The sequence below is a fragment of the Pseudomonas hydrolytica genome (assembly GCF_021495345.1).
Classification (GTDB): Bacteria; Pseudomonadota; Gammaproteobacteria; order Pseudomonadales; family Pseudomonadaceae; genus Aquipseudomonas; species Aquipseudomonas hydrolytica.
The window spans coordinates 1,153,926-1,167,343 of record NZ_CP099397.1 but is presented as its reverse complement, the minus strand read 5'-3'; the positions used below and the strand labels follow the sequence as shown (position 1 = coordinate 1,167,343).

General features: G+C 60.2%; 11 protein-coding genes and 1 rRNA gene. 2 read left to right on the top strand and 10 right to left on the bottom strand.

The features are described from left to right. Positions 1-32: 32 nt before the first annotated feature. From L1F06_RS05335 to ilvC, 5 genes are all read right to left on the bottom strand, one after another. Positions 33-1,568 (bottom strand): 16S ribosomal RNA (locus L1F06_RS05335). 545 nt (positions 1,569-2,113) lie between these two features. Beyond that, entirely contained in the window at positions 2,114-2,740 is a 627-nt protein-coding gene (gene msrQ, locus L1F06_RS05330) for a protein-methionine-sulfoxide reductase heme-binding subunit MsrQ (RefSeq protein ID WP_129483972.1), read from the bottom strand. Continuing rightward, on the bottom strand, positions 2,740-3,750 hold the full coding sequence (msrP, locus tag L1F06_RS05325; protein ID WP_129483971.1) for a protein-methionine-sulfoxide reductase catalytic subunit MsrP: 1,011 nt from the start codon (positions 3,748-3,750) through the stop codon (positions 2,740-2,742). The genes msrQ and msrP overlap by 1 nt, the downstream gene beginning before the upstream one ends. A 66-nt stretch (positions 3,751-3,816) precedes the next feature. Beyond that, entirely contained in the window at positions 3,817-4,632 is an 816-nt protein-coding gene (pssA, locus tag L1F06_RS05320) for a CDP-diacylglycerol--serine O-phosphatidyltransferase (protein ID WP_129483970.1), read from the bottom strand. Positions 4,633-4,779: 147 nt separating this feature from the next. Further along, complete coding sequence (ilvC, locus tag L1F06_RS05315; protein ID WP_011921089.1) at positions 4,780-5,796, bottom strand: ketol-acid reductoisomerase; 1,017 nt, start codon at positions 5,794-5,796, stop codon at positions 4,780-4,782. A gap of 125 nt (positions 5,797-5,921) precedes the next feature. Between ilvC and ilvY the strand changes: the two genes are divergently transcribed. Further along, a complete protein-coding gene (ilvY, locus tag L1F06_RS05310; protein ID WP_096827263.1) occupies positions 5,922-6,803 on the top strand; it encodes an HTH-type transcriptional activator IlvY in 882 nt (293 codons plus the stop codon). A 54-nt stretch (positions 6,804-6,857) separates the two neighbouring features. Here ilvY and ilvN read toward each other — a convergent pair whose 3' ends face one another. Further along, positions 6,858-7,349, bottom strand: coding sequence for an acetolactate synthase small subunit (gene ilvN, locus L1F06_RS05305; RefSeq protein WP_003243161.1), 492 nt, complete (start codon positions 7,347-7,349; stop codon positions 6,858-6,860). Between the two features lies 1 nt (position 7,350). Next, the gene (locus L1F06_RS05300; protein ID WP_129483969.1) at positions 7,351-9,075 is read right to left on the bottom strand and encodes an acetolactate synthase 3 large subunit; all 1,725 of its coding nucleotides are present in this window, start codon (positions 9,073-9,075) and stop codon (positions 7,351-7,353) included. A 400-nt stretch (positions 9,076-9,475) separates the two neighbouring features. Here L1F06_RS05300 and L1F06_RS05295 point away from each other — a divergent pair, with 400 nt between their 5' ends. Further along, positions 9,476-9,925 carry a DUF4124 domain-containing protein gene (locus tag L1F06_RS05295; protein WP_129483968.1) on the top strand — a complete coding sequence of 150 codons (450 nt, stop codon included), beginning with the start codon at positions 9,476-9,478 and terminating at the stop codon, positions 9,923-9,925. 12 nt (positions 9,926-9,937) lie between these two features. On the opposite strand, the gene L1F06_RS05290 is transcribed toward L1F06_RS05295, so the two are convergent. From L1F06_RS05290 to mrcB, 3 genes are all read right to left on the bottom strand, one after another. Then, positions 9,938-10,267, bottom strand: a complete 330-nt coding sequence (locus tag L1F06_RS05290) for a YqcC family protein (RefSeq protein ID WP_129483967.1) — start codon at positions 10,265-10,267, stop codon at positions 9,938-9,940. Further along, positions 10,267-10,947, bottom strand: a complete 681-nt coding sequence (locus L1F06_RS05285) for a tetratricopeptide repeat protein (RefSeq protein WP_036987058.1) — start codon at positions 10,945-10,947, stop codon at positions 10,267-10,269. The genes L1F06_RS05290 and L1F06_RS05285 overlap by 1 nt, the downstream gene beginning before the upstream one ends. Positions 10,948-11,014: 67 nt before the next feature. Beyond that, a complete protein-coding gene (gene mrcB, locus L1F06_RS05280) occupies positions 11,015-13,333 on the bottom strand; it encodes a penicillin-binding protein 1B (RefSeq protein ID WP_011921084.1) in 2,319 nt (772 codons plus the stop codon). Positions 13,334-13,418: the final 85 nt, after the last annotated feature.

Below are 13,418 nucleotides of genomic sequence, written 5' to 3'. Positions count from 1 at the left end.
TGGGAACTTATGAAGAAGCTGATGTCTTCGATTAAGGAGGTGATCCAGCCGCAGGTTCCCCTACGGCTACCTTGTTACGACTTCACCCCAGTCATGAATCACTCCGTGGTAACCGTCCCCCCGAAGGTTAGACTAGCTACTTCTGGAGCAACCCACTCCCATGGTGTGACGGGCGGTGTGTACAAGGCCCGGGAACGTATTCACCGTGACATTCTGATTCACGATTACTAGCGATTCCGACTTCACGCAGTCGAGTTGCAGACTGCGATCCGGACTACGATCGGTTTTATGGGATTAGCTCCACCTCGCGGCTTGGCAACCCTTTGTACCGACCATTGTAGCACGTGTGTAGCCCTGGCCGTAAGGGCCATGATGACTTGACGTCATCCCCACCTTCCTCCGGTTTGTCACCGGCAGTCTCCTTAGAGTGCCCACCCGAGGTGCTGGTAACTAAGGACAAGGGTTGCGCTCGTTACGGGACTTAACCCAACATCTCACGACACGAGCTGACGACAGCCATGCAGCACCTGTGTCTGAGTTCCCGAAGGCACCAATCCATCTCTGGAAAGTTCTCAGCATGTCAAGGCCAGGTAAGGTTCTTCGCGTTGCTTCGAATTAAACCACATGCTCCACCGCTTGTGCGGGCCCCCGTCAATTCATTTGAGTTTTAACCTTGCGGCCGTACTCCCCAGGCGGTCAACTTAATGCGTTAGCTGCGCCACTAAAATCTCAAGGATTCCAACGGCTAGTTGACATCGTTTACGGCGTGGACTACCAGGGTATCTAATCCTGTTTGCTCCCCACGCTTTCGCACCTCAGTGTCAGTATCAGTCCAGGTGGTCGCCTTCGCCACTGGTGTTCCTTCCTATATCTACGCATTTCACCGCTACACAGGAAATTCCACCACCCTCTACCGTACTCTAGCTCGCCAGTTTTGGATGCAGTTCCCAGGTTGAGCCCGGGGCTTTCACATCCAACTTAACGAACCACCTACGCGCGCTTTACGCCCAGTAATTCCGATTAACGCTTGCACCCTTCGTATTACCGCGGCTGCTGGCACGAAGTTAGCCGGTGCTTATTCTGTTGGTAACGTCAAAACACTAACGTATTAGGTTAATGCCCTTCCTCCCAACTTAAAGTGCTTTACAATCCGAAGACCTTCTTCACACACGCGGCATGGCTGGATCAGGCTTTCGCCCATTGTCCAATATTCCCCACTGCTGCCTCCCGTAGGAGTCTGGACCGTGTCTCAGTTCCAGTGTGACTGATCATCCTCTCAGACCAGTTACGGATCGTCGCCTTGGTGAGCCATTACCTCACCAACTAGCTAATCCGACCTAGGCTCATCTGATAGCGCAAGGCCCGAAGGTCCCCTGCTTTCTCCCGTAGGACGTATGCGGTATTAGCGTTCCTTTCGGAACGTTATCCCCCACTACCAGGCAGATTCCTAGGCATTACTCACCCGTCCGCCGCTAAATCAGGGAGCAAGCTCCCTTCATCCGCTCGACTTGCATGTGTTAGGCCTGCCGCCAGCGTTCAATCTGAGCCATGATCAAACTCTTCAGTTCAATACTGCTTGGGTTTTGAGAAAACCCTAAACTTGGCTCAGCAATCGCAAATAAACTCTCGAATTCACGAGTGTTACTTGTGATGCTGATAATCAGTCGACTACCAGTCTTACCTCACAAGCACCCACACGAATTGCTTGATTCAGTTGTTAAAGAACAGTTGGTTAAGCTTTTCGTCTCAACCGAGGCCGCGCATTCTACAGCAGTCCCTCTCTCTGTCAAGCTGTTTTTCGAATTTATTTCCGGAGAAACTCTTTTCTACTCAACCACTTGCGCCTTCGATCCGAACTTCTTCTCTCCGGCGGGAGGCGCATTCTACAGCGTTCAAAACCGCTGTCAACCACCTCTTTCAACCGCCTTCGATCCATTCGACCGAAGCACCAACAGGACTAAACCACCGCCTGTCGACCGGCGCGCATTCTACACGCCTCACTCAGCCTTGCAAGCCCTTCATTCAACTTAACTTATTGATTAACAAGTAGTTTTTGAAGCGCTTCATCGCTGAAGTGGCGCGCATTCTACATCCAGTAGAATGCGCGTCAAGCTTATATTTCAACTTTCTTCGGATTTTCTCGACAGAGGGCGCCAGCTCGCTGCAACCCACTCGCTACGACAGAGACACGCGTCAGCAGCAGCCCTCCGCCCATGAGCGCATAAGCGAGCCACTCGCCCAGATCGGCACGCACCACCCAGAGCATATGCAGCAAGGCCAGCAGCAGGATGATGTAGACCAGGCGGTGCAGCGTCTTCCACTTACGGCCCAGCCTCCGGATGCTGAAGCGGTTCGAGGTAACGGCCAACATCAGGAGCCCGACAAAAGCCAGCGCTCCCACAATGATATAGGGACGTTCGGAAAGGTCGCGTAGCACCAGCTCCAGCCGCAGCCCGGCAATAAACAGCACATAGCCCGACAGATGCAAAGCGGCATAGGCAAAGCACCAAAGCCCCAGTTGCCGCCTAACCGCTATCCAGCCTCCCCAGCGAGTCAGCTGCTGCAGCGGTGTCATGGCCAGGGTGATCAGCAGAAGGATCAAGGCACCGAGGCCCAGGTTATCTACCAGCGCCTTGCCGGGATCAGGCCCCAGCAGATTGAAGGCGGCGCAGTACAACCAATAAAGCGGCGGCACCGATGCAGCCAGGAATACGCCGAAGCGCCAGAGCCTGTAGCGCATCAGTAGTACCTCGCCAGATCCATGCCTGCGTAGAGATCAGCGACCTCCTCATAGCCATTGAACATGCGCGTATCGATCACATTCGGACTGAACAGGCCACTGGGCAGTCGGCGTTCGGTTGCCTGCGACCAGCGAGGATGGTCGACCTGCGGATTGACGTTGGCATAGAAGCCATACTCGTTAGGCGCGATGCGCTCCCAGGTGGTCTTGGGCGCTTCTTCGACCAGACTGATGCGCACGATGGACTTGATGCTCTTGAAGCCATACTTCCACGGCACCACCAGGCGCAGTGGCGCCCCATTCTGGTTCGGCAGCACTCGCCCATACATACCCACCGCCATAAAAGCCAACGGATGCATGGCCTCATCCAGCCGCAGCCCCTCGACATAGGGCCAATCGATCAGCGAGAACCCCGAGCGCTGCCCCGGCATGCGCTCACGATCGACCAGCGTCTCGAAGCGCACATAGCGAGCCGACGAGGTGGGGTCGACCTGCTTGAGAAGATCAGCCAGAGGGAACCCCAGCCAGGGAATGACCATGGACCAGGCCTCGACGCAGCGCAGCCTGTAGATGCGTTCTTCGAATGCATGCGGCTTGACCAGATCCTCGATGGAGTAGCGCCCTGGCTTGCTCACTTCGCCATCGACCATGACCGTCCAGGGCTCGACCTGCAACTTGCCGGCATTGGCCGCAGGGTCGCCCTTGCCTGTACCGAACTCATAGAAGTTGTTGTAGTGCGTGGCGTCCTTGAAGGGCGTGATGCTTTCACCTTCAGCGGTTATCGCCTGCCAACGCGCCGCTGCCAGCTTCTCTTGAAACCAGCCTGGAGCCTTTGACGGCTCGACATCGGCGTAGACACCTGGAGTGTCAGCACTGGCCAGACCCGGCATGGCAGTCATGGCTGCCAGCGCCAGCGAGCCCTGCATCAGTTTGCGACGAGAGAGGTAAACGGACTCAGGCGTGACTTCGGACTCGAGAGCCCGAGAAGAGGGAGGAACTCTGATGAGCATGGCAACTCCGCGACTACAGTTCGGAAAACGAACTGTAGACCACGGAGTGCGGAAGAAATTACAGGGTCAGACTGATTTACGACGACGCAGCTGCAACAAGTACTGAATGGGGCCGGAAAATGCGTAGGCCAGGAAAATCAGCAACAGAATGCGCGGCGGATCGCTGAACACCACGGCGAAGACCAGCACAACCACCAGAATCGCAACGAAAGGGACACGCCCCTTCAGGTCCAGATCCTTGAAGCTGTAGTACTTGATATTGCTGACCATCAAGCAACCTGCGGCAGCGACCAGCAGAGCCACGGCAAAAGCCATGTTCGAGCCCTTGATACCGAAATCGCTGAATGCCCAGACCGTGCCGGCTACGACGCCGGCCGCAGCCGGGCTGGCCAGCCCGATGAAGTAGCGCTTGTCGACGCTGCCGATCTGCGTATTGAAGCGAGCCAGACGCAAGGCAGCCCCCGCCACGTAGATGAAGGCCACCATCCAACCAACCTTGCCCATGCTGCCCAGCGCCCATTCGAAGGCCAGCAATGCCGGAGCGACACCAAAGGCGACCATGTCGGACAGCGAATCATACTCGGCGCCAAAGGCGCTCTGGGTGTTGGTCAGGCGCGCAACGCGGCCATCCAGACTATCGAGCACCATGGCCACGAACACGGCGGCAGCTGCAACGTAGAAGTTACCGTTCATCGCATTGATGATGGAGTAGAAACCGGCGAACAGATTGGCCGTGGTGAACAGATTGGGCAGCAGATAGATACCACGATGACGTACCTTGCGCCCTTCCGCGTCCTGCACTTCCTCTACGTGCTCGTCGATCGGCAGCAGGCTTTCCAGGTTGTCGCCAGCCGGCTTTTGATCCTCGGGACCTTCACTCATGAACAGCACCTTGCAACGGGTTTGACGAATTTCGACCGGGGCGACTGAGCTCAGTTCGCCTTCCAGTGAGCTGGCTTTATACCAGAAGCCTCACCTCAGAATGAAAAAACGCGGCATAAAGCCGCGTTCTTTCGCACATCGCAGACCTTAGTTCTTGGTCTTGTCGACGATCTTGTTGGCAGCGATCCACGGCATCATCGCACGCAGCTGCTCACCGATGACTTCGATACCGTGAGCGGCGTTGTTGCGACGCTTGGCGGTCATCGACGGGTAGCCAGTGGCGCCTTCGCTGATGAACATCTTGGCGTATTCGCCATCCTGGATGCGCTTCAGAGCATTGCGCATGGCCTGACGGGATTCGGCGTTGATCACTTCCGGACCGGTCACGTACTCGCCGTACTCGGCGTTGTTGGAGATCGAGTAGTTCATGTTGGCGATGCCGCCTTCGTACATGAGGTCAACGATCAGCTTCAGTTCGTGCAGGCACTCGAAGTAGGCCATTTCCGGCGCGTAGCCGGCTTCGACCAGAGTTTCGAAACCGGCCTTGACCAGTTCGACGGTACCGCCGCAGAGAACGGCCTGCTCACCGAACAGGTCGGTTTCGGTCTCGTCCTTGAAGGTGGTTTCGATGATGCCGGTACGGCCGCCGCCAACGCCCGAGGCGTAGGACAGGGCGACGTTCTTGGCGTTGCCGGAAGCGTCCTGGTAAACGGCGATGAGGTCAGGAATGCCGCCGCCTTTGACAAACTCGGTACGCACGGTGTGGCCCGGGGCCTTCGGCGCGATCATGATCACGTCGAGGTCGGCACGCGGAACGACCTGGTTGTAGTGGATGGCGAAACCGTGGGAGAAGGCCAGAGTCGCGCCCTTCTTGATGTTCGGCTCGATCTCGTTCTTGTACAGCTGGCCCTGGAACTCGTCCGGAGTCAGGATCATGACCAGATCGGCCGCGGCAACGGCGCTGGCCACGTCGGTCACTTTCAGGCCGTGAGCTTCGGCCTTGGCAACGGTCGCGGAGCCTTTACGCAGACCGATGGTGACATCGACGCCGGAATCCTTCAGGTTGCAGGCCTGGGCATGGCCCTGGGAGCCATAACCGATGATGGCGACTTTCTTGCCCTGGATGATGGAGAGGTCGCAATCTTTGTCGTAATAAACTTTCATGTTCTTGGCTCTTTTGAATCGAAAGGGATGAGGTGCAAGGCACCGCGACGAAGACACCTTAAGTGATCCGCACCATTGCGTAAAATGATATATTTGCAACACAACATGCCGATAAATGAAACGCAATGGACAGCCATTCCCTCCGACTTTTTCTCTCTCTCGCAGACAATCTGCACTTCGGCCGCACCAGCCGCGAGCAGCATGTCAGCCCTTCGGCGCTCAGCCGCAGCATCAAGCAACTGGAGGACGAACTGGGGGCCGCGCTGTTCGTGCGCGACAACCGCTCGGTGCGCCTGACCCGCGAGGGTCAGCAGTTTCGCGAGTACGCGAGCGAGGTCATGAACGGTTGGCAGGCGATTCGCCAGACCTTCATGCAGGACCAGTTGAACCTGCATGGCGAGCTGTCGCTATATTGCTCGGTCACCGCGAGCTACAGCTTTCTCTACGACATCCTCAGCAGCTTCCGCCAGGATTACCCACGCATCGAGATGAAGCTGCACACCGGTGATCCGGCGAAAGCCGTCGAACGTGTGCAGCAGGGACTGGAGGATCTGGCCATCGGCGCCCTCCCCGACAGCCTGCCGGCCGGGGTGGAATTTCAGTCGATAACACGCTCGGAGCTCCGCTTTATCGGTCCGCTAGCGCCGCAACTGCTGAACGAGGAACAGCTTAAGCATCCGACAGCCGAGAGCTGGAAGGACGTGCCGATGATTCTCTCGGAAGAAGGCCTGGCTCGAACGCGCACCGATCGCTGGCTGAAAAGTCACAACATCAAGCCGCGCATCTATGCCCAGGTCAGCGGCAACGAGGCCATCGTCAGCATGGTGAGCCTGGGCTTCGGTATTGGCGTGGTGCCGCAGATCGTGCTGGACAACAGCCCGCTGACCGCACGCATTCGCCTCTACGACATCCAGCCACCACTCACCGCGTACGACATCGGTCTGTTCGCCCTGGAAAAACGCCTCAAGGACCCTCTGATCGCTGCGTTCTGGAATCGCCAGCGCTGAATTTCAGGCAATAAAAAGCCCCGCACCAGGCGGGGCTTTCTATCAGCACAGCGATCAGATGCTCAGTACCTTGTCGCCGCGAGCGATGCCGGTGACACCGCTGCGCACGGTTTCCAGGATCGACGCGGTGCCGATGGCCTGGATGAAGCTGTCGAGCTTGTCGCTGGTACCGGTCAGCTGCACGGTGTAGACGCTGCTGGTCACATCCACGATCTGGCCGCGGAAGATGTCGGTGGTGCGCTTGACCTCGGCGCGCTGGGCGCCGGTGGCCTTGATCTTCACCAGCATCAGCTCGCGCTCGATGTGGGCGCTTTCCGACAGGTTGACCAGCTTGACCACCTCGACCAGTTTGTTGAGGTTCTTGGTGATCTGCTCGATCACCTCGTCATGGCCAACGGTGGTGAGGGTCAGGCGCGACAGCGTCGGGTCCTCGGTTGGCGCAACGGTGAGGCTTTCGATGTTGTAGTTACGCTGGGAGAACAGACCGACCACGCGGGACAGTGCGCCCGGCTCGTTTTCCAGCAGCAGGGAGATGATATGTCGCATCTTAGGTCCGCTCCGTCTTGCTCAGCCACATGTCACGCATCGCGCCGTCTCTGATCTGCATCGGATAGACGTGCTCGCTGGAATCCACCGCGATATCGAGGAATACCAGGCGATTCTTCAGAGCGAAGGCTTCTTCGAGTTTGGGCTTGAGGTCCTTCAGCTCGGTGATGCGCATGCCGACGTGACCGTAGGCTTCGGCCAGCTTGACGAAGTCCGGCAGCGACTCCATGTAGGAGTGCGAATAACGGCTGTTGTACTGCATGTCCTGCCACTGGCGGACCATGCCGAGAGCGCCGTTGTTCAGGTTGACGATCTTCACCGGCAGGTCGTACTGCAGGCAGGTCGACAGCTCCTGGATGTTCATCTGGATGCTGCCTTCACCGGTCACGCAGGCCACGTCGGCCTCCGGGAAGTTCAGCTTGATGCCCATGGCAGCCGGGAAACCGAAGCCCATGGTGCCCAGGCCACCGGAGTTGATCCAGCGATTGGGCTTGTTGAACTTGTAATACTGCGCGGCGAACATCTGGTGCTGGCCGACATCGGAGGTGACGTAGGCATCGCCACGGGTCACTTCGCACAGGGTTTCGATCACGGTCTGCGGCTTGATGATCGAACCGTCGCCCTCGTTGTAGGGGAACAGACGGCCACCGGCGCGCCACTCGTCGATCTGCTTCCACCAGCTGGCAACGGTGTCCCTGTTCGGGGTTTCACCGATTTCCTTGAGGATGGCGACCATCTCGGTCAGCACGCTGTCCACCGGGCCAACGATCGGGATATCGGCCTTGATGGTCTTGGAGATCGAAGCCGGGTCGATGTCGATATGAATGATCTTGGCGTTCGGGCAGAACTTGGCCGCACCGTTGATCACGCGATCATCGAAACGCGCACCGACCGCCAGGATCACATCGGCGTGGTGCATGGCCAGGTTGGCGGTGTAGCTGCCGTGCATGCCGAGCATGCCGATGAACTGGCGGTCGGTGCCCGGATAACCACCGAGGCCCATCAGGGTGTTGGTCACCGGCAGATTGAGCATCTGCGCCAGTTCGGTCAGCGGCGCGGAAGCCCCGCCCATGATCACGCCACCGCCGGAATACATGACCGGACGCTTGGCGGCCAGGAGCATCTCGGCAGCCTTGCGGATCTGGCCGGAGTGGCCACGTACCGCCGGGCTGTAGGAGCGCAGCTTGACCTTCTTCGGGTAGACGTATTCGAACTTCTGGGTCGGGTCACCCATGTCCTTCGGAATGTCCACCACGACCGGGCCGGGACGACCGGACTCCGCGAGATAGAACGCCTTCTTCAGCACTTCGGGGATTTCCGAGGGGTGCTTGATGATGAAGCTGTGCTTCACGATCGGGCGGGAAATACCGACCATGTCGGTTTCCTGGAAGGCATCGGTACCGACCATGGCACTCGGCACCTGACCGGAGATCACCACCATCGGGATGGAATCCATGTAGGCGGTGGCAATGCCGGTGATGGCATTGGTCGCGCCCGGGCCGGAGGTCACCAGCACCACACCGGCCTTGCCGGTGGCGCGGGCATAGCCGTCAGCCATATGGGTAGCGGCCTGCTCATGGCGAACTAGGATGTGAGTCACTTCCGGTTCTTTGAACAGGGCATCGTAAATATGCAGGAGGGCACCACCCGGGTACCCGTAGATGTACTTAACGCCTTCGTCACGCAGGAAGCGGACGACCATTTCAGCGCCAGATAAGAGCTCCACGTTGTTCACCTCTTGAACGCCAGTATGCCACCCGCAACGGGTAGCCCTAAGTAGGTTCTTACTGTCAGCGGACACGCACGACGGTGATCGTGGATTCGGAACATCAGCTTGACGAGTAACGGAGCAGCCCATGGTCTTGCGGGGCTGACCCTCCCAGCGCGAGGTAACGCGTAGCGGGTGTCACGGTTCGGCGCGGGTAGCGCCTCTTTTCCCCGAGCTGGAGGACGCTTGCGGCGGACTCCACTGCGGGGAAGGCTGGATTGTTCGGGTTCGGCAAGGGCAAGTCAAGAGATGTGTAACCTATTATTCAACCCGCCGCTGTGACGCAGCGCAGGATGACGATTGCCGGCTTTTGGTTATAGTAACCAGCAGCACCGCAGCTCTCGATAAAGGAAACCGCATGCGCCACATGATTCTAACTGGCAGCTTGATGCTCGCTCTGAGCGCAACCGCCATGGCCAGCCAGGTCTACAAGTGGGTGGATGAAAACGGCGTGACTCATTTCGGCGCGCAGCCACCGCAAGGCCAGCAGGCCACCACGATCAACACCGCTGCGCCACCTCCCCGCCCGACACCGAGCGAGCCGGCGCCGAGCGAGCCGGCGCCGAGCGTCGAAGAGCTGCTCGACCCGGAGCAGGCCGCCATCGACAAGAAGGTCAAAGAGGACGTGGCGAAGCAGGAGGCCGAGCGCAAGAAGTATTGCGAGACGGCCCGCACCAATCTGGCTCAGCTGGAAAACAATCCGCGCCTGCGCCTTGATGACGGTGGAGAAGTACGCCGTATCGACGAGAACGAGCGCCAGGAGCGCATCGCCGACCTGAAGAAATCGATCACGGAAAACTGCCAGTAATGCCCGCGCGCCCTAGGGCGCGCGAGTGAGCAAGCGATCGAATTCGCCCAGCAGCTCCAGCAGCCGACGCGCAAGGCCCGGCTGCTCGCGATAGACCATCTCGGCCATCGCCTGAATTCCCGATACCGACGGCAACTGAGCGCCTGTTTCCAGCAGGAGCTTCATTCGCGGCAGGAAAATCCATTGCAACCATTGCTCGAACGTCAGGGTATCGACGCAGAACGGTTCCTGGCTGGCCAAGGCCTCGGTGCTTGGCGCCTGCTCCTGCCACCAACCGAGCACGCGCAATTCCCGCTCGATCAACAGCAGTTGCTCGGCCAGCGGCGCCACACGAGCGTCCATCAGAGGTTGACCCTCGCACGCTCGCGAGCCTGAGCGGCTCCCGCAGGATCACCCTGCCGTTCGCGCGCCTGAGCGATCAGCCCCCACAGACCTGCCTGCAGGGCAGGACGTCCGCCAGCGTAGGTCAGGCCACGGCGGGCGAGCTGCTCGGCCTGAGCGGCATCCCCCTGGGCCAGACGCACCTCGGCCAGACGGTAGAGCACCTGCGGCTCACGTGGCGCGATACGCTGAGCCCGCTCCAGGCTGGACGCCGCACCATTCAGATCACCGCCGCCCTGTTGTTGTTGCGCCGTGGTCAGCAGGGCCAGCACAGGACCATCGAGCTGTTCGTCTGCGGCCAGGCCACCACCGCTGGGGATACCGCTGGGCATGCTCGGCGCGGAAGAACCGAACCCGCCCTGCTGCGGAGCCGGAGGCTGGCTGCTGACGGGAGGGTCAAAGGTCAGGCCGCCGCTGGAAGTGATCGGCTGCGAATCGGTCTGCAAAGGCGCGGAGATGGCGCCTTGCGGCACCATGACCACCACACCGGAGTCCTCCTCGATACGCTGCGGTGCGGCTGCCGGCCCCTGGGTCGGCGCCGGACCGGCACCGCCGGACGACAGGGGAGTTCCGGCATCGACCACCGGAATGGAGCCCTGCGGCACCGTACTGCAACCACCCAGCACCGCTGTTGCCAGCATCGTGGCAAGCCACTTCTTGTTCACATCCAATCCTCTCAAGGTCACACCGAGCCCTACGACTCGGCCATCAATCCAACCAGCCGCGTACCCAGTCCATCACCGACTCGACCGGTGCCTGGAATCCACAGGCGGAGCCCGGGGCCGGCTCACTGCCGCGAATATAAGGCATCTGCACCGCATTCGGGCACCCCGAGGCCGAGCCCAGACCGGTCTGACGGTCCACCCAGGCCTGGGCGACGTTGTCCGGCATCGGCATGTCCAGCGGCAGCGGATCGGCCTTGCGCATGAAGCCCGCCCACACCTGCAGGGCGCCCGTGGCGCCGGTCAGGGGTGTCGGACCGTTATCGTCACGGCCGAGCCAGACCACGGCCAGCAGGTCCTGGCTGAAACCGGCGAACCAGCTGTCGCGCGAGTCGTTGCTGGTACCGGTCTTGCCGGCCAGATTCAGCGAACTGGGCAGTTGGTTGTAGACCGAGCGCCCGGTGCCCTCGCGCATGGTGCGCTGCATGGCGTTCTGCACCAGGTAGATGGCGCCGGGATCGAAGCGCTGCTGGATCTGGAAGGGATAACGCCCGAGCGGCTCACCATCGGCGGTGAGCACACTGCGAATGCCACGCAGCGGCGTATTGAAGCCGCCGTTGGCCAGGGTCTGGTACATGTCCGCCACTTCCATCGGCGTCAATGCGCCTGCCCCCAGCAGCATCGAGGGATAGGCCGGCCACTTGCGCTCCACCCCAAGCCGCTCGAGAGTCTTGAGCACGTTGGGCACGCCGATCTCCAGGCCGAGCTTGGCCGTGGACAGGTTGTAGGACTGAGCCAGGCCTTGGTACAGGTAGATGGTGCCATGCGCCTTACGATCAAAGTTCTGCGGCGTCCAGACCTGCCCGTCCTGCCCCTTGATGGAGAAGGGTTCGTCCTCCAGCCAGCTGGTCAGGGTGTACTGGCTCGGCCGCTCCAGGGCCGCCAGGTAGATCGCCGGCTTGATCAGCGAGCCGATCGGCCGCACCGCATCCAGCGCGCGGTTGAAGCCGGCAAAGCGCGGCTGCCTGCTGCCGATCAGCGCCTGGACTTCACCGGTCTCGGGATTGGTCACCACCATCCCGGCCTGCACCTCGTCCACCCCCTTGCGCCCGGCCAGGCGCTTGAGCGTCTCGGCCAACGCCTCTTCGGCCTTGAGCTGCAGGATCGGGTCGAAACTGGTGAAGATGCGCAAGCCTTCCTCGGTCAGATCCTGCTCTCGATAGTCTTCACGCAACTGACGCTTGACCAGGTCGAGGAACGCCGGGAAAGAACTGTCGGCCATGCTGCCACGCGTGGTCACGCCCAGCGGCCTCTGCTTGGCCGCAGCCGCTTCCTCGAGGCTGATCGAGCCCTGCTCCGCCAGCAGATCAAGGACCAGATTGCGGCGCTCCAGCGCACGCTCGGGGTTGCGCCTCGGGTTGTAAAAGGTCGGCCCCTTGACCATGCCGACCAGCAACGCGACCTGCTCGAGCTTGAGCTCGGATACCGGCTGACTGAAGAAATACTGACTGGCCAGGCCGAAGCCGTGGACCGCGCGTTGACCGTCCTGACCGAGGAAGACCTCGTTCATGTACGCCTCGAGAATCTCGCGCTTGTCGTAATGCAACTCCAGCAACACGGCCATCATCGCTTCGGTGATCTTGCGCCCGAGCGTGCGCTCGTTGGTCAGGTAGAAGTTCTTCACCAACTGCTGGGTCAGGGTACTGCCGCCCTGCACCAGACGACCGGAGGTGGCGTTGATCCACAGCGCACGGGCGATGCCCTTGGGCGAGACGCCGAAGTGATCGAAATAGTCGCGGTCCTCCACTGCCACCAGTGCATCGATGAGATAGGCCGGCACCTGATCCAGCTTGATCAGGATGCGATCTTCCTGATGCGCCGGGTACAGCCCACCGATCAGCAAAGGCTCCAGACGCGCCACGGCCAGATTGCTGCCATCGGCCTGCGTCAGCCCCGCCACGAAATCGCCGGAGAAGCGCACCCGCACATGCTGCGACGGCTCGGCGCCCTCGTAGAACTGGAACCCGCGGCTGTGCAGTTCGATATTGTTGCCCGCCACCGATACCGCCCCCGGGCCTTTCACCGCGCTCTCGCGGCGATAACCCAGGGCGTCCAGTTCGCGCAGGAAGTCGTCCTTGGCCAGCTTCTGGCCGACGAACAGTTCCAGCGGACGTGCATAGACCTTGGCCGGCACCGTCCAGCGCTTGCCGGAGAATTTCTCCTGCACCACGGCATCGAGATAGACGGCAAAACCGGCGAGGATGACCAAGCCGACGAGACCGAGCTTGAGGCCCCAGGCGAGCCAGGGGCGCAGGCCGGAGGAACGGGATTTCTTGCTTGAGCGGGGGGAGCGTTTTCGAGTCATGGCGGGATTATACGCACTTTAGATGAGGGCCAGCAGCGCCGTCCGGATGGTTTGCAGAGCCGCGCACAGCCGCCATAATGCCGGC

Coding starts and splice junctions, on each gene's coding strand:
- ilvN (WP_003243161.1), bottom strand. CDS start 7,349: ATGCGACATATCATCTCCCTGCTGCTGGAAAACGAGCCGGGCGCACTG.
- L1F06_RS05285 (WP_036987058.1), bottom strand. CDS start 10,947: ATGCTGGCAACAGCGGTGCTGGGTGGTTGCAGTACGGTGCCGCAGGGC.
- msrP (WP_129483971.1), bottom strand. CDS start 3,750: ATGCTCATCAGAGTTCCTCCCTCTTCTCGGGCTCTCGAGTCCGAAGTC.
- ilvY (WP_096827263.1), top strand. CDS start 5,922: ATGGACAGCCATTCCCTCCGACTTTTTCTCTCTCTCGCAGACAATCTG.
- mrcB (WP_011921084.1), bottom strand. CDS start 13,333: ATGACTCGAAAACGCTCCCCCCGCTCAAGCAAGAAATCCCGTTCCTCC.
- pssA (WP_129483970.1), bottom strand. CDS start 4,632: ATGAGTGAAGGTCCCGAGGATCAAAAGCCGGCTGGCGACAACCTGGAA.
- L1F06_RS05295 (WP_129483968.1), top strand. CDS start 9,476: ATGCGCCACATGATTCTAACTGGCAGCTTGATGCTCGCTCTGAGCGCA.
- msrQ (WP_129483972.1), bottom strand. CDS start 2,740: ATGCGCTACAGGCTCTGGCGCTTCGGCGTATTCCTGGCTGCATCGGTG.
- L1F06_RS05290 (WP_129483967.1), bottom strand. CDS start 10,267: ATGGACGCTCGTGTGGCGCCGCTGGCCGAGCAACTGCTGTTGATCGAG.
- ilvC (WP_011921089.1), bottom strand. CDS start 5,796: ATGAAAGTTTATTACGACAAAGATTGCGACCTCTCCATCATCCAGGGC.